Source organism: Eubacterium album (genome assembly GCF_025336545.1).
GTDB classification, from domain to species: domain Bacteria; phylum Bacillota; class Clostridia; order Lachnospirales; family Lachnospiraceae; genus Eubacterium_U; species Eubacterium_U album.
This window is the reverse complement of the sequence record NZ_JAODBU010000006.1, coordinates 198,996-215,068: the sequence shown is the minus strand read 5'-3', so window position 1 is coordinate 215,068 and position 16,073 is coordinate 198,996. Positions and strand designations below refer to the sequence as shown.

Genomic DNA, 16,073 nt, shown 5'->3' with positions numbered 1-16,073 from the left:
TTTGCTTTTGTGTTAGCACCAACTAACCGCATTTCAGTATAGCAGATATGTCGGTATGTTTCTTCTCCAAAAAGGCATTTTCGCTCCAAATAGACAATTACTTTACTCTTGCTATCTTTGCGGGGAATGATTGTCTGCGTGTGAGCGTGAACATAGAACTATCCCACATTGAAAAGCGGCGGTTCTTGCATAATTTGAAATGGAAACAGCCAAAATCACCGCTTCAAATTGTAGTATTAGTAGAGGGAGAAATAGAAGGTAGGGTAACGATAGCAAGCACAGCAAGCGAGTACCCGCTTGCGAATTTTGAGATTTTCAGGTCCCTTACCCGAAAATTCAAAATTGCTTGTTGGGATAGTCCCAAACCCTTATGAGGAACGGAGGCGGCGCATGGCAAACCGAAAGCGAAATATTCAAATAAAATTCTATGTCACGGAGGACGAAAAACGGCTCATAGACGAAAAAATGAGCCAGTTACCCACACGCAGATATGGCGCTTACCTCCGCAAGATGGCGATTGACGGATATATCATCTATACGGACACCGCAGATATCAAGGCATTTACCAAAGAACTTTCCGCCATTGGTCGGAATATCAACCAGATTGCCAAGCGGATCAACGCCGGAGGTCCTGCGTATCAGGCCGACATGGACGAGATACGGGAAAGGCTGGATGAGATATGGCAGTTACAAAGACACATCCTATCAAGTCAACGCTGAAAGCCGCCATTGACTATATCTGTAACCCGGAAAAGACGGACGGAAAGCTGCTTGTTTCTTCCTATGGCTGTGCCGCCGAAACTGCGGATATCGAATTTTCCTGGACCCGCCGCCATGCCATCGACAAGGGAACGAACCTGGGCCGTCACCTGATCCAAGCCTTTCAGCCTGGGGAGGTTACGCCGGAACAGGCCCATGAGATCGGCATGGAGCTTGCAAAAGAAATCCTGGGCGGCAAGTATGAATTTGTACTTACCACCCATATAGACAAAGATCATGTTCATAACCACCTGATTTTCAATGCGGTCAGCTTTGCGGATCACAAGCACTATCATTCCAACAAGCGGAGTTATCACTATATCCGCCGCACTTCGGACCGGCTTTGCAAGGAACACGGTCTGTCTGTCATCATCCCCGGACAGGACAAGGGCAAGAGCTATATTGAACATCAGGCTGCGCAGAACGGCACCAGCTATAAGGCAAAGCTGAAAGCGGCCATCGACCGACTCCTGCCAGTCTGTTCCGATTTAGAAGAACTGGTTCATCGCCTGCAGAGAGAAGGCTATGAGATCAAGCGGGGCAAATATATCTCCGCCAGAGCGCCGGATCAGGAACGATTCACCCGTCTGAAAACCCTGGGTGTGGACTACACCGAAGAAGCCCTTGCCGCCCGGATTGCCGGACGTTCCAGACCTTCCCACCAGCCGAAACCGCAGAACGGAAAGATCAGCCTGCTCATTGATATTCAGAACAACATCAAGGCGCAGCAGAGCGCAGGCTTTACCCATTGGGCGAAGCTGAACAATCTGAAACAGGCCGCCAAGACCATGAATTTCCTGACCGAGCACAGGATAAGCAACTATGGAGAACTGGAAAGTAAACTGGCCGCATTATCCGCACGGAGAGATACCGCTCATGCAGAGATCAAGCGGGTAGAAAGCAGAAGCACCGAACTTGCCCTTGTGATGAAGCACGCCGGAACTTACCGTCAGCTAAAACCGCTCTATGACCGATACCGCAAATCAAATGACAAAGAAAAGTTTCTGCGGGGGCATGAGAGCGAGATCATCCTTTTTGAAGCAGCCGCCAGAGAATTGAAACGGCTGGGGGCTGTGCCGCTGCCGACAACGGAAAGCATGAAAACGGAGCTTGCTAATCTCAACGCAGAAAAGGAACGGCTCCTTACGGAGTACAAAACCGCAAGAACCGAAGCCCAGGAATACGATACCGTCAAGCAGAATGTGGATGCGCTGCTGGCCGTTCCAAAGGAACAGGAACAACAGCGGCGGCATGAGCTGGAATAATTTTCTCTGAAAGACACTGGGCGCAGCTCCCGGCATCCTGTATAATGGAACTGCGGAAGGAGGTTTTACCGATGACAAGAAGCGAAGCAATCAAAGCATTTTTCTTCAAAAGTGTACTGCCCGTAATCGTGGTGCTGATCCTGTATTGTATCTTCAAATCCGCCTGCATGAAGAACGGAGAGCTTGACTATGTATGGCTCTGGATACTCTGCGGGCTGCCGTTTGGTCTCCATCGGATATGCCTCTGGATCGTGCCGGGCGGCGGCTCCCTGGGTGGAGGGATCGCCTTGTTTGCATTGAACTTTATTATCGGTGGTGTGATCGGTGGTTTCGTTCTGGCATGGCGGTTGATTGTGGCGGTATGGTATGTGCCGCTGACGGTGTACCGGCTGATCGTTGGATGATTTTCTTGCGTCATGGAAATATGGAAAACTGCCGCTCGTGCTGATGGAAAAGCCATTCACAACCTGATGGAAAAAGACAAGCCTTTTCCCACAGGTCTGCAAACAGCTTTCCCACAGCCTCGCAATTCTGGCAGTTTACGCACATTCCCACAACGCCTACTACGGCGGCTATCCATCCTTTCCTATTCAATCCTAATGAGAAAATACAATGAAAATTCCTTTTCAACGGAGGTACAATTTGTACCCCTGTTCAAACAACAGAACCGTGTTAAAGTAATTTGATGATAGCAAAAAGAAAAAGCGGGAGTACAGCCAATCGGATGAACCGAAAAGCTGTGCTCCCGTTTTGTGTATCAGAAAGTGTTTGGAATCGAGCCATTTTCTCTATGTGCCAGCAAGCAGACCGACACATGAGAAATCATAAAGGCTCCCTTTGAAAATATGGATACAGGGAATTATTCTGCGTTTTTCGCCCCCTTATCCTCACAGATTTTAGACCGTTTGGAACTGTAATGCGGACAAGCGACCAGACATACCCGGAAACTCTGCTTGCAGCCATGAACACATTTTTTGCAGATATGGTTATACTGCCGCCTGCCGTTCTCGCCCAGGAAGAACGCCCATTCCAGCCGCCACTTCTTGCTTCGGCTCATAGGCAGTCATGCTCCGGCACATCACGACCGGGCTTCTTTCCCTCCGGGGGTTTGTGCTCGGCACACTCCCGTTTGGCGTCCTCCAACCGCTCACGGATGGAAGGCTTCTCCGGCGTTGTCCGCTCTGCATACTCCTGGGCTTTTTCCAATTCTTCGCCGCGTCTGCCGTTGTTGATAACGCCGTCGATCATGCCGTAGTCATCCTCCAGCGTCATTTCAGCGGTGCGGAGGGGATTGTCCTGCTCCGGCTGCTCCGCTGCCACGGCAAAGGCCCGCGTACCGTTGCCCATGATAAGGTATTTTCCATCGTCAGACTGATGGTGAAACCCATATCCTGCCGCCTCCATCTGCTCCCGGCTCATGGCCGTCACACAAAAGCTGCCTCTCGGCGTGCTGATCCGCTCCTGCGTTGCCATCTGATCCGGCGTGGGGATCGTGACCTCCGCTGCCCGTTCCGGCTGCAAAAATTCCGGCACCTGGGAGAAGCCGAAACGGTCACAGTAATGAGCGGTATCCTTCCCGTCCTGATGCAGCACCACAATATCGGACACAGACAGGGAGTGTCCCTTGAAGTCTGCCGGGTGGTCGATGTTAAAGCGGGTATAGATGCTTTCCAAACTGTCCTGCTCTGTCAGCGGGGCGGTATAGACCAGTTCATAGTTCTCCGGCTTTACGGAAAGCCCGTTGTTGCGGATGGCATCCAGCGGTTCAAAGCGGTAATCCCGTGTGGCGTCCCCCGGTTTCAGTTGGTAGATGGAAAAGGTATCTCTCGGAACGGCCTGCGCCTGCTCCGCAATGTCGGCGGGCGTCTGCACATAGGCGGCTATCTCCGCCGCATACTCCCGTTCTGCCTTTTCTGCAAAAGCCAGCATTTCGTCAATACGGGACTTGTCCGGATTCTCCAACGCTGCCTTGATCTCGGCGGGGTCAAAGTCCAAAAATTCCTCATAGCCCGTAGCATCCTTGAATTTTTCAATCTCCGAAGGAAGATAGTCCTCCTGCGTTTGCCCCAGCGCCGCCAGCTTTTCGTCCAGAGTGGAAATGCGTCCGGCCATCAGATTTTCATACAGTTCTTCCTTTGCGGCGTGTGCCTCCGGGTGCTCCGCCGCATACTGCGGATCGTTCTGACGGAAAAACTCGTCCATGTCAAAGGCGACATCCATAGCCCACTCGGATTTTTCTTCTTCGGGAAGGTCATCCTGGAAAGTCATTACCCGGTACTCGTCGGGGATACTGCCGCGCTCACCGTCGTAATACTCATGGAAACTGTCACCCGTATCACGCACATAACCCTGATCCGTGAAGGTGCCGTTTTCTTCCAACGCCACGTCCCGTCCGTAGGCTTCATAATCAATGTAGTTCTGCAGGTGGGCGGGAACCTGAGTGACTTCCAGTTCCTCAATGTAATAACGCCCCAGGTCGTCATAGTCCTCGATATTGGGGTAAATCTCATAACAATCCAGATTCTCGGTGAGGTTAATGATCTCTTGCAGGCTGCTGGTATAGTCACCGATTTCCATAGCTGCCTGGAACTTCGCATAGTCGCTCTGATCCATTTCATCCAACTTGGAGGCCAGATAGTTTAGCTCGTCCAGATTTTCGTATTCGCCCAGCTTACTGTAAAGACCGTCCACATAGCAGTCATAGTCCGTGATGAACCATTCCTCATAGGGCTGGCCGAAGTCATCCTTCTGGCCGATCCCGATCCGCTTAAACACTTCCTTCAATTCCTCGGCGGTGGTGGGAAACTTCACCCACTCGCCCACAAGTTCGCCCTCATTGTACTTCCCAAGATTGGTGATAAAGGCGGCAAAGGGATAATCCTTGTCGTGATCGTAATATGGCATATCAGCACCTCCTTACAGTTCCGGTGCAGACTTTTCCTTGTAAGGCTGCACCTTGCATTTCTCCGCACATTCCTTCTTGCCCTGTTCCAGCCGTTCCCGGATGGAAGGCTTTTTCTCCGGCTCCGCAGGGCGTTCATGCTCCCACTCGTCGCCGGAGAGAGAAATATATCCGTGTTCCGTAAAATGGCCCTGTTCCTCCTGCATGGCGTACTTGCCAAACGGAACAGGGTCGATTGCTTTCAGAAGTTCCGGGGGCAGCAGCATATCCATGTGCTGTGCCAGATACCGCCACCCCAGATCGTTCAGATCGTGGATATTGGGCTCAAATACGAAATAGTCGATGTTGGCCGCAAACTCCTTGAACTGCTCCGGCGCTGTCAGCTTGAAGGGCGAGGTCTGCACCGCCGCCAGCACCTCCCGGTCCTCCGGGGAGAGGGCAGCCACCGCCGCCCTCACTTCGGGTAAATGTTCCAAAATCTTATTTTCTGCCATCAGCACCAACCTTTCTTTTCGGAAATTCCAGCTTGAAATTGATGTACTTGCCGCCCGTGTCGTCCAGGATCACCGTGGCGTCATAAGTAGCCTGTTTCTTTTCAGACCACATTCCCTTGACATTGGCGCGGCCCTTTTTCAGAAGGTCCGTTGCCATCTTCTTTGTCAGTTCCTTCTTGCGGCTCGTCCAGAAGCGGTCATTTTTCCAAAGGACAAAACCGCAGGATCGATCCGAACATGCAAAGTTTTTCTTGCCCTCATAAACCGGCTGGCCACAGCGGGGACAGGTACCGATCACTTCCTTCTCCGGGGCAAACAGCTTTTTGCCATCCTCGGAAATGCAGGAATAGGTAGAAACGATCTCTTGAACCATCGTGCGGATACCGTCCATGAAAGCATCCGGGTCAGCATCACCCTTTGCGATCTCTGTCAATTTCTGTTCCCATTCCGCTGTCAGCATGGGAGAGGTCAGCGGCTCCGGCAGGACCGTGACAAGGTTGATACCGGCTTTTGTGGGGATCAGGCTCTTGCCCTTGCGTTCCACAAATCCGGATGCCACCAGCTTTTCGATGATTGCCGCCCTGGTCGCAGGCGTGCCAAGACCTTTTCGCTCCGCCTCATCGGGAATATGGCCCAGGCCACCATCTCTTGCCCCTTTGGGGCAATTCACCTTGTCATCCTTGCCTGCGTTCTCCATAGCGGACAGGAGGGTATCTTCTGTGTAGGGCTTCGGCGGCTGGGTAAAATGCTCGGTAACAGCAACCTCCGCACCGCCAAAAGTCTGCCCTTTGGTGAAGTCCGGGAGCGTGCCGCCGTCCCCATCCGCAGGCTTTTCTTTCTGGAAAGCACGGAAAATGCGGTCGATCTCCCGCCAGCCTTCGGAGAGGATGCGCTTGCCCTTTGCGGTGAAGGAATGGCCGCAGCAGTCAAATGTGGCCGTGACCGCCTCATATACATACGGCTCTGCCGATGCACACAGCAGCTTGCAGCAGACCAACAGCAGAAGGTTTCGTTCACCAACGGGGAGCAATTTCAAATCCGCTTTTTCAATCTCCATAGTCGGGATGATAGCATGGTGGTCAGATACCTCCTTGTCGGAGATCATGACCTCCACCAGCGGGAAGAAGTTGCTGATCCCGTCAAAGGGCGGCAGCTTTACCGCCAGATGGATGACGCAGGAGGCTGTTTCCGCCATGTCGGAGGTCAGATAGCGGCTGTCCGTGCGGGGATAGGTCAGCACCTTCTTTTCGTAGAGGCTCTGGGCGTAGTCAAGGGTCTGCTTCGCCGTATATCCAAACAGGCGGTTTGCCTCACGCTGCAAGGTGGTAAGGTCATAGAGCTTCGGCGGCTGCTCTATCTTCTGCTCACGGGTAACAGAGGTACAGGTGACGGCTGCGTCCTTGCACATTGCCGCCGCCTGCTCCGCCGCTGCCGAATCGGTGAACTTCTCCGATACTGCTTCGGCTCCGTCCAGCATCAGGCGCAGCAGATGATATTTCTCTTTGTGGAACAGCGTGATCTTCGCGTCACGCTCCGCCAGCATTGCCAGTGTGGGGGTCTGAACACGGCCTACATTCAGGGTGCGGTGATAGAGGACGGAGAAAAGGCGGGTGGCATTGATCCCCACCAGCCAATCCGCTTTCTGGCGGCAGAGGGCGGATTGATACAGGGCTTCATAATCGGCGCCGGGGCGCAGGTCAGAAAAGCCCTCTCGGATAGCGCTGTCCTCCATCGAGGAAATCCAAAGGCGAAGGACCGGCTTGCGGCATCCGGTCATTTCATACACCAGTCGGAAAATCAGTTCACCTTCACGCCCGGCGTCACAGGCATTGACGATGGTATCCACGTCGGAGCGGTCCATCAGGGTGCGGAGATTTTCAAAGGCGTCCTCTTTGCCGGGTGCCAGCACATAGCGGAACGGCTCCGGCAGAATGGGAAGATCGTCATAGCGCCATTTCTTGAAACGCTCGTCATAGCCGCCCGCATCCATCGGGGATACCAGGTGCCCAACGCACCAGGATACAAGAAGGCCGCTGCCCTCATAAAAGCCATCGGCCCTGGATGAAGCACCCAGGGCCGATGCGATAGATTTTGCCACACTCGGTTTTTCCGCAATAATCAGTTTACTCATTCTTTTCCTCCGTTTCCTCGTCCTCGGTCAGATATTCTTCTTCATCCTCCAGGTCGAAATCATCCAGATCAGCGGGAACTTTCTTGCCCTGCTTCGGTTTCAGCACCAGGAAATAGACTGCCGCGCCGCCTCCGGCTGCAAGGATCAGCAGCACCGCCAGGATCGCCCCGGTATTGCTTTTCTTTTCGGGTTCCGGATTCTCCGGCTCGGTGGGCTCCGCAGCTTTCTGTTCTGTGCCAACACATTCACTAAGGTTTTTTACGCAGACCGGGCAAGCGGTATTGACCGCTCCGGCCTGGCACTTCTCCGTACAGGTGCAGACAATAGGCGTTTCCGCCTTTTCTCCGTCCTCCGTGAGTGCCATGAGGTCGGCTTCATCCACCTGGTTCAGAAAATGCACGGTTTCCTCGCCCTCGGCGTCACGGTCGATAATGAGATAGAACACATTGCCGTTCTTCGTTTCCACTGTGATAAACTGTTTGCCACTGGTGGTAGGGCTGCCGATATCGTCGATCAGCGAAAGGTTCCCGTCCGGCGTCAGGGCGGCACCGCCATTCAGACCGCCGCCCAGCATCCCCAGCAGATTTTCCAGCGTTTCCGCGTCCAGAGAGAAAGAACCTTCCTCGGAACTATCTCCATCGTCACTTACCGTCATGTAGCCGGAATAGACATAACCGACTTTCTCCGGCAGGATGACCTTCAGCCAGTCGCCGTCCGTGCCGATCACCTTCACGGTCGTTCCGTTGGGAAGCTGGGTGAAGGCGGTGTAGTCCATTCCCGCGCCCGTGCGGACATTCAAATTGCCGCCGCCCGTGGTGACGGTGCCGGTCTGCCCGGAGTCATTTTCGCCGGAACTGAACTGGATACCATCCTCGGTGACGGATACCGTGACCTGGCTGCCTGCCAGAGCGGAAAGCAGATCAGAGACATCCCCAGCCGTTTCCTGTTCAGCCACGGACTCCGTGGTTTCCTCGCCGCCGCTGGCAAAGGCGGTGACAGAAAAAGCGGCAGTGCTGAGCACCACCGCCAAAAGAGCCGATACCATTTTTGTCATAAAGTTATGCTTCATCCTCGTATCCCTCCGTTTCCTCATTCTCGGTGTTGCCCTCCTGCAGCATACCTTCCGGCAGGGAGATCATACCGCTGGCATAGGCTTTCAGGAAGGCAGTCAGTTCCTTGTTGTCCATCTTCACGGCTTTCACCATGCGGACGATTTCCAGATTTTCTTCCTCCGCAAGCTGAGCCTCCAGCGCACGAAGGCGTTTCTGCTGCTCCGTGATCTTTTCTTTGGTTTTCGCAATGTCATTGCGGATCTTCTGTGTCGTTGCCATAAATCAAATTACCTCCATATCGTTTTTTAGTTGTAGGGCGGTCGCCCGAAAGCGTAAAAGTGGGATTGCCAGTAGCTTGTGTTGATATCTGCATATTGGATGGGGTCGCCGCAATGCAGCATTTTTCCACCGCCCACATAGATACCCACATGGGAAACGCCCGGTGTATCATAAGTACCGACGAAAAAGATCAGGTCGCCGGGTCTTGCGTTGGCAGAGGATACCGGGGTGGAAATGTTGTAGAGTCCTTGGGCTCCCAGCCTGCCCGTATTGCAGACGCCGCTTTGCGTCAGCACCCAGGACACGAAGCCGGAGCAATCAAAAGAAGTGTTTGGATTGCTGCCGCCCCAGACATAAGGATAGCCGATGTACTTCTCTGCCTCCGTAATAAGCGCCGCAAAAGTTTCATCTTCCAGTGCGGAAGGCGGAATATCATAGGTGGTGGGTGGTTTGGTGTACTTATCTACATAGCCGGAGCCAGGAAACAAATCTTCCCGGTTTCCCAGCGTTGCCATATAAACCGCATACAGGGAAAGTGTTTCTTCGTCCATGATGTAGACCGGCACATGGGAAAGGTCGAAGTTTTCCAGCTTCACATTGCAGATATAGTAGTTATATGGTACTTCCACGTCATAGTCGTTTCCTTCGCTGTCTGTCCGTGTCTCCGTCCGATAGCGTACCTCCACCTCCACGGTCTGCGTCAAAATGTACTGCTTTTCAAAGAGCATTTGCAGCTCCGCCTGAACCTCGTCGATGGTGAACACCCCTTCATGAAATGCCGTGAGAATGGAGATCAGCACATAAGGGTCATGCTCGATCTCGTCCAGGTCGAAACGGTATTCGTCATATCCTGGGTGCAGAGCTTCATAGTGATCCAGTTCATATTGAAGTTTCTGCTCCAGTTCGCAGTAGGCCGCCTCCGCAGCCAGCATATCCGCATCCTCGGAGAGATAAGAGGAAGTAAATACACCACCCACGCCAGAGCCCGCCATCATGGAACAGGAAGAAACTCCGCCAAACAGCAGAGCAACACAGGCGCCAATGCCGATCACCAGCAGCACCGTCCGGCTATGGTGCTTGATGTAGAGGAATGTTTCCTTGAAGGCGTCCTTTGCTTTCTGCGCCGCACTTTTCGCCGTGGCCGCTGTGTTCTTTGCGGTTTTCTCTGCCTGCCGCAGCTCCTTTGCGTAGTTCCGCTTGATCCGCTGTTTCTGCAGAAAACGAGATACCGGGTTAGAAGCTGCCAATGCAGGATCATCATGCAGTGCCTTTTGGTAAAGGTAGTCGGCGTTTGCCTTAAAAGAAGCCTGTTCTGCCTTCGCCGCGTCACGCCAGGGCTTTGTGCGGTGATGGTGGACGGCGGCACGGACTTTGCCTTTTCCGTAGGCAAGCCCGCGTTCCGTCAGCACCTCGCCCTTGTGTCCAGCCTCAACACCCACATTTTCCTGTTCCACCTCATGCACCTTCGCATGGGCGGCGTGGGCGATCTCATGGACCGGCCGGGAAAGCGGATTGTGCCGCAATCGTCCGTTGGGGCGTTTCTCCACTTCTTCAAAGTGAAGCTGCATTTTGCCTTTTCCGGCGGTCTCGTCAAAAACACGCTCGGTACGGAGAACTTTCTTTGTGGGGATAGCGGCCTTTGCCGCGTCCAGCCTATCCGCCGCACGGTCGGAACGGTCGATGTACTTTCCAAGTGCGGGATCGGCACGTTCTTCCTCGGTAAATTGCAGACGGGAGGACGGGCGCTGCCTTGCGGCAGAACCATCCCGCACCGCCTGGGTGTTAGCTTTTTCCGCCTTTCGTGCGCTTTTCTTCTCATGGTGCTCCGCCGCACGCAGGGCAAGGTCGGCCGCAGCACCAGCGGATTCTTCCGAAGAAGCGGACAGTTCCGTTTCCGGCTCCCGGCTGCTGATATGTTCCACCTCGCCCGTGGCAAGGTTTTCCGATACCGCGCCGTCGCGGGTCATTTTCTGCGTGATCTTATCGGTCGCTTTCAGTTCCCTCATAGGCAGTCACCTTCCTTTCCATAGGGGCAGAGATCGCCGCAGGTACCGTTCTCGATCATGGCGATATAGCGGAAAATGGGATACGCCTGGGGCGGGCAGACCGCATTTCCCAAAGTTTTCAGCCTCAGTGCCCGGTCATCCATGCGCTCAGTCATGCGGGGGACTCCTTCCGGCTCGGCGGCCCAAAGGATACGTCCGTCCATCCTTTCGGGAAGCCCATGAGCCATTCCACCCAATCCGGGTTCAGCGCCGCCGTTTCGGACACCGGCTGTTCCTGGGAGATGATCTGTGCCGACAGGTTCCCATCCTTCTTCGCCGGATCGAAGGCCGACGGCTTCAAGGTCGAGCGGAAACCGTCCGACGCCACCGGAGTCAGATAGAATACTGCTGCCGACAGGCTGAGGCTCCAGATCGCCCCGTTTCGGTTCCTCTTGCGAAATATTCCATTGTCCGACAGGAACACATCCAGGCTTGCCGCGTCCCTGGCGGTGTTGTTGTCGGAGGCAAGGGGTGTGGGAAACATCAGCCGCGACGATAAAAGTTCGCTGGCGCTCATGCCATGCGCCGACACCGCAAGCCGGAAATACGAATGGGAGAACAGCGTATCCCGCTTTTGCCAGGTCAAAGATCGTTTTGTCGAGCCCCATATTGATGAAGCCAGCAACATTTTCCCCAAGCACCCAACGGGGCCGCAGCTCGGTAATAACGCGGCACATTTCCGGCCACAGGTAGCGTTCATCCGCAAAGCCCTTCCGTTTTCCGGCGGTGGAGAAGGGCTGACAAGGAAAGCCGCCTGAGATAACGGTAACTGTTTCAAGTCCTGTTTTTTCAAAAAACGCCTCCTTCGTAAAAGTAGTGATATCCCGGAACCTGGGAACATCCGGCCATCGTGCGGAGAGGACGGAGTGCGGAAAATCCGCCCACTCACACTGGCAGACGGTTTCAAACCCGGCAGCCTCCGCCGCCAGGTCCAGACCGCCAATGCCGGAAAACAAGCTCACATGGGTCAGTTTATTCATGGAGCATCCGCTCCCGGATGGATTTCTCCATTGTATCGTAGGCCCAGGGCGTATCATCCGTGGGTAGCCCCCAGCGCCTGCAAAGGCGTTTCATCCTGCGCTCATAGCCGGACACGCTTTTCTGGATTTTCAAAAGTGCCTTTTCGTCCGCAGCCTCCGCCAGTCTGCGGGTCAAACTGAAATGATAACAATAGAGATCATACAAATCACCGATCAGAAGCCGAAAACTTCCGCTGCCGATCACATATTTTTCATCATTCATGCACCGTGCCTCCTTTCCCGGTTTCACCAAGTTTTGTCGTCATAATGCTGTAAAGCTCATTATCCTGCGGAAAGTGGTCCACAAATGGCAAAATCACATTGCCGAAGAAGATCAGCCCCTCGCCGGGGCCTGCGTTACTGATATGCGCCGCCTGCTGGGTGGAGATATTCAGCCGCTCACAGAGGATTTTCCGATCCCCGCTGGCCTGATTGAGAAGATAGATGAAGTCGCTGTTTTCAAAAATGTTCTCGATCTCCGGGGAGGCAAGCAGGTCCTTGATGTTCTGGGTGATTCCCGTTGGGATGCCGCCCCATTTGCGAAAGCGTTTCCAAATCTCCACACTCCAGGCGCCAACCTCGCCGCGCAGCAGAAGGGGGAACTCGTCCACATAGTACCGGGTGGACTTGCCCTCGCTTCGATTCACCGTGACGCGGTTCCATACCTGATCCTGAATGACCAGCATCCCAAGATTTTTGAGTTGCTTGCCAAGCTCCTTAATGTCAAAGCAGACAAGGCGGTTGTTGATATCCACATTGGTTCGGTGGTTAAAAACATTCAGACTGCCATGCACATACAGCTCTAATGCCGCCGCGATCCGCTGTGCTTCCGGCTCTGGCTGCCGCCTGATCTCGTCATAGAGGTCGCCAAGGACAGGCACATTTTCCGGCTTCGGGTCGGCAAGATAGGGGCGGTACACCACGCGCACAGCCCGGTCAATGACCGTTTTCTCCACCGGCTCCAAGCCGTTGCGTCCGCCTGCTGCCAGTTCGCAGAATGAGAGAATGAAGTCGCTCTTTAGGGCAAGTGGGTTATCGTCCTCGGAGTAGTTCAGGCTCATATCCATGGGGTTCACATACTGGCTGCTTGTGGGAGAAATCTTGATGACCTGCCCGCCCAGGCGGTGGACCAGCGGAAAGTATTCCGCCTCCGGGTCGCAAATGATGATATCGTCCTTTGTCACCAAAAACACATTGAGGATTTCACGCTTTGCCGAGAAGGACTTGCCGCTGCCCGGCGTACCAAGAATCAAACCGTTGGGCGTTTTGAGCTGCTTGCGGTCTGCAAGGATCATGTTGCCGGAAGTAGCGTTCAGACCGTAATACAGCGCCTCGCCGCTCTGGAAAAGTTCCTGAGAGATAAAAGGAACAAAAATTGCCACGGCAGAAGTGGTCAGACCGCGTTCGATCCTGATTTGGTTGACGCCCAGCGGCAGCGCCGACACAAGCCCCTGCTCCTGCTGAAAGTCCAGCCGCACCAGATGACAGTTGTGCTTCTGCGCCACAGAGGAAGCCCGGAAGATATCGTTCTCCAGCTTTTGCTTTGTGTCCGCCACATTGACTACCAGGAAGGTCATCAGGAACATTCGCTCATTCCGGCTTTGCAGATCACGGAGGATGTTCTTTGCTTCACCTGCATAGGTGGCAATGTCGGTGGGGATGATGTCCATATCGAACCCTTCCCGCGCCGCCCGCTTCTGAGCGTCGATCTTCATACTGTCCAGATCGGTGATCTTGCGCTTGACAGTTTTGATGGCTTCATTCTGATCCATGCTGCGGATATGGACGCTGACAAAAATGCTGCTGTCCGTGTCAAGCAGATCGGCAAGCACCCGGTCATTGAGTTCCGGGGCTGTGATTTGCAAAAAGCTGACCGCGCCGACTTTGCTGCCCATCTGAAACCGCCGTGCTTCGCCAAACCGAAAAGAGGACGGCGCAATGAAATCCTTGACCGACAGGCCGGAGGGCGCCAGCCACTCCCACGCAAAGGAAAACGGGTCTCCGTCTGGGTGAAGGACACCGTGCAGCACCGCCAGCCACTCCTTGCCATCCAGCACCTTTGCCAGTGCGCCCATGGCCTTAAAGTAATTCAGGGCATCCAGCATGATCCGGGAAAAACGGGCTTTTGCCTCCTTGCTGTTCTTTGCTTCAATGGTCAGCACCAGGAATTTTGTCTTGACCATGCCGTTGTTGCGGTGTTCCAACTGCCCGCGGAGCATATCCGTGTAGAGGGCGCGTACCGTGTCGAACTTGTCCTCCTGCGCCGCGATCTCAATTCGTTTGCGAAAATCCGCTTTGTTCACCTTGCGGCAAACAAGGGATAATTCCATGCCGATAGAAGCGTCATGGGCGTTATACATATCGCAGAGGGCTTCAAAAATCGCCGTCTGGTCATCTGGCTTTGCAAGCTGGTAATTCACATCCTCAAATTCCAGGCAACGGCTCCATGTTGTATCATCCAACCGGCACAAGCCGTCCGGGTACATCTGACGGAAGGGAATGGTGTCCTGCGCCGAGTGAGGTTTCCCATCACCTCTGGCGGTTTCCAGGATACGGCTGATCTCACGCTTTTCCGCGGCGGTGAGCTTTACCGTAGGTTTTGCCGTCTGCCGTGCCTGCGGCTCTGGCTTTCGCTTTCTGAACAATGGCTTTCACCTCCTTTTCCGCCTGGGCCTGCCGCTCCAGGGCTGCGTAGAAATTGTTTGTCTGGTAAGGCCGCTCCTTCGTCCGCAGGAACATACAGCGGATGACCTGTCCGGCCACCACCTCCAGGGGTTGACCATGCCGCTCATACATGGCAAGCAGAAAGAACGGGAGCATGACGATAATCATGCAGAACGCGGCGGCACTGTTGCTGGCCGTGCGTCTGAGCAAAAAGAAAAGCGGTACTCCGATGAGTGCCGCCGATCCGAAACATATAAGCTGCCGTTTGGTAAGCCCAAACAGCACTTTGGATTTTACTTTCGTCAAATCCTTTGGAATGGTTACATACGCCAATTTATCAAGCCTCCTTAATGCGCTCCGAACAGGCTCTTAGAGAGGCTGCCGGTCTTGAACAGGGCGAAGCACAGCAGGACCGTGTAGCCCATGCAGGCCCATATCGCGCCTGAGATATTTCCGTCCGTGGCGATACTCTGTACCAAAACAGAGTAGATTCCCACGCACACCATGATAAGAAATGCCTGGAATGCCAATGCAAACAGGGATTTCAAATAGTTCTGTCCTGTATGGCTCCAATCCCGGTTCGTCATGGTGGCAAGTGGAATTGGTCCAACGGAAGTCGTCAAATACACCTCGATCATGCGGCCGTAGATGACAAGCATGATACAGATGGAAAGGGCGTTCATGGTAAGCCCCACGAAAAGGGACTGAAACCACAGCCCGAACAGTTCTCCTGTGCCCAGGGCTTCAAGCTGCGCCTCCATATCCGTGATAACGCTGCTGATATCAATAGAGGTATTTCCGATGATGACGCCTGCGCTGCTGTTCACAACGCTTTGCCCTACATCGAAGATACCCATGACGATATTCCATGTGTTCGTCACAATGAGAACGGCACAGAAGGTCTTGAAAATCCACTTGAAGAACATCCAGGTATCTACATCGTGCAGATTGTTTTTCTCTGTCACAAGCTGGATCAGCTCATAACACATTACGAATGTCAGGATAACCCCGGCGATTGGAACGATCACCGTTTCAGAGAGGTTTCGGATTATAGAAAAGACGCCGCTGTTCCATGCCAGCGGCGTCTGGCCCACTTCACCGGCGATCTCGCCTACTTTGGTATTGACCGTATCGAACATGCCCGACAGGTTTCCCGTGATTCCCTCGATGAGCAGCCCTCGGAGCCATTCATCGAGTTTGTCGAGTATGCCGCCCATAAGCGATCACCGCCGGACGATCAACCGAACAGGCCGGAGAGCAGAGGTACAAGAGTGATGCCGATGAGGGCGACACCGCCGCCAGCCATCAACTGTTTCATACCCTGGCTTTTGGAAGCAGGGTTGTCCTGGCCGTAACCTTCCAGAAGGTTGATAACGCCCCAGATACCAAGACCTGCGCCCAGGGCCACTACGAGAGTCTGCAAAACACCAACTGCACTGTTGAAAAATGCCATAAAATAATCC

Annotated in this window: 15 protein-coding genes; 3 read left to right on the top strand and 12 right to left on the bottom strand. The window is 53.9% G+C overall.

Annotated elements, in window-relative coordinates:
• The first annotated feature begins 390 nt into the window (after positions 1-390).
• The 3 genes from N5B56_RS06975 to N5B56_RS06965 all read left to right on the top strand — a co-directional run bounded on the left by N5B56_RS06975 (position 391) and on the right by N5B56_RS06965 (position 2,428).
• Positions 391-720 carry a MobC family plasmid mobilization relaxosome protein gene (locus N5B56_RS06975; protein ID WP_021632164.1) on the top strand — a complete coding sequence of 110 codons (330 nt, stop codon included), beginning with the start codon at positions 391-393 and terminating at the stop codon, positions 718-720.
• Positions 681-2,024 carry a relaxase/mobilization nuclease domain-containing protein gene (locus N5B56_RS06970; RefSeq protein ID WP_260978642.1) on the top strand — a complete coding sequence of 448 codons (1,344 nt, stop codon included), beginning with the start codon at positions 681-683 and terminating at the stop codon, positions 2,022-2,024. The genes N5B56_RS06975 and N5B56_RS06970 overlap by 40 nt, the downstream gene beginning before the upstream one ends.
• A gap of 71 nt (positions 2,025-2,095) precedes the next feature.
• Positions 2,096-2,428: a DUF6050 family protein gene (locus N5B56_RS06965; protein WP_260978641.1), complete on the top strand. Its 333-nt coding sequence runs from the start codon at positions 2,096-2,098 to the stop codon at positions 2,426-2,428.
• Positions 2,429-3,077: 649 nt separating this feature from the next.
• Here the strand turns inward: N5B56_RS06965 and N5B56_RS06955 are convergent.
• From N5B56_RS06955 to N5B56_RS06900, 12 genes are read right to left on the bottom strand one after another with little or no spacing between them, the layout of a single operon-like run.
• Entirely contained in the window at positions 3,078-4,928 is a 1,851-nt protein-coding gene (locus N5B56_RS06955) for an antirestriction protein ArdA (protein WP_260978640.1), read from the bottom strand.
• A 12-nt stretch (positions 4,929-4,940) separates the two neighbouring features.
• Positions 4,941-5,420, bottom strand: a complete 480-nt coding sequence (locus N5B56_RS06950) for a hypothetical protein (RefSeq protein ID WP_260978639.1) — start codon at positions 5,418-5,420, stop codon at positions 4,941-4,943.
• Positions 5,407-7,551 (bottom strand): type IA DNA topoisomerase, encoded by a 2,145-nt coding sequence (locus N5B56_RS06945; protein ID WP_260978638.1) that lies wholly within the window; start codon positions 7,549-7,551, stop codon positions 5,407-5,409. The genes N5B56_RS06950 and N5B56_RS06945 overlap by 14 nt, the downstream gene beginning before the upstream one ends.
• Entirely contained in the window at positions 7,544-8,620 is a 1,077-nt protein-coding gene (locus N5B56_RS06940) for a CD1107 family mobile element protein (RefSeq protein ID WP_260978637.1), read from the bottom strand. Before N5B56_RS06940 ends, N5B56_RS06945 begins: the two co-directional genes overlap by 8 nt.
• Complete coding sequence (locus N5B56_RS06935) at positions 8,610-8,882, bottom strand: DUF4315 family protein (protein WP_025653854.1); 273 nt, start codon at positions 8,880-8,882, stop codon at positions 8,610-8,612. The genes N5B56_RS06940 and N5B56_RS06935 overlap by 11 nt, the downstream gene beginning before the upstream one ends.
• A 26-nt stretch (positions 8,883-8,908) precedes the next feature.
• The gene (locus N5B56_RS06930; RefSeq protein ID WP_260978636.1) at positions 8,909-10,888 is read right to left on the bottom strand and encodes a C40 family peptidase; all 1,980 of its coding nucleotides are present in this window, start codon (positions 10,886-10,888) and stop codon (positions 8,909-8,911) included.
• Positions 10,885-11,907 carry a DNA cytosine methyltransferase gene (locus N5B56_RS06925; protein ID WP_260978635.1) on the bottom strand — a complete coding sequence of 341 codons (1,023 nt, stop codon included), beginning with the start codon at positions 11,905-11,907 and terminating at the stop codon, positions 10,885-10,887. Before N5B56_RS06925 ends, N5B56_RS06930 begins: the two co-directional genes overlap by 4 nt.
• Positions 11,900-12,169 carry a hypothetical protein gene (locus N5B56_RS06920; RefSeq protein WP_118199935.1) on the bottom strand — a complete coding sequence of 90 codons (270 nt, stop codon included), beginning with the start codon at positions 12,167-12,169 and terminating at the stop codon, positions 11,900-11,902. Before N5B56_RS06920 ends, N5B56_RS06925 begins: the two co-directional genes overlap by 8 nt.
• A complete protein-coding gene (locus tag N5B56_RS06915) occupies positions 12,162-14,591 on the bottom strand; it encodes a VirB4-like conjugal transfer ATPase, CD1110 family (RefSeq protein WP_346432194.1) in 2,430 nt (809 codons plus the stop codon). Before N5B56_RS06915 ends, N5B56_RS06920 begins: the two co-directional genes overlap by 8 nt.
• Positions 14,509-14,943: a PrgI family protein gene (locus N5B56_RS06910; RefSeq protein WP_260978634.1), complete on the bottom strand. Its 435-nt coding sequence runs from the start codon at positions 14,941-14,943 to the stop codon at positions 14,509-14,511. Before N5B56_RS06910 ends, N5B56_RS06915 begins: the two co-directional genes overlap by 83 nt.
• Before the next feature lie 14 nt (positions 14,944-14,957).
• Complete coding sequence (locus tag N5B56_RS06905; RefSeq protein WP_260978633.1) at positions 14,958-15,827, bottom strand: VirB6/TrbL-like conjugal transfer protein, CD1112 family; 870 nt, start codon at positions 15,825-15,827, stop codon at positions 14,958-14,960.
• A 20-nt stretch (positions 15,828-15,847) separates the two neighbouring features.
• On the bottom strand, positions 15,848-16,063 hold the full coding sequence (locus N5B56_RS06900; RefSeq protein ID WP_071143480.1) for a Maff2 family mobile element protein: 216 nt from the start codon (positions 16,061-16,063) through the stop codon (positions 15,848-15,850).
• Between the last annotated feature and the right edge of the window lie 10 nt (positions 16,064-16,073).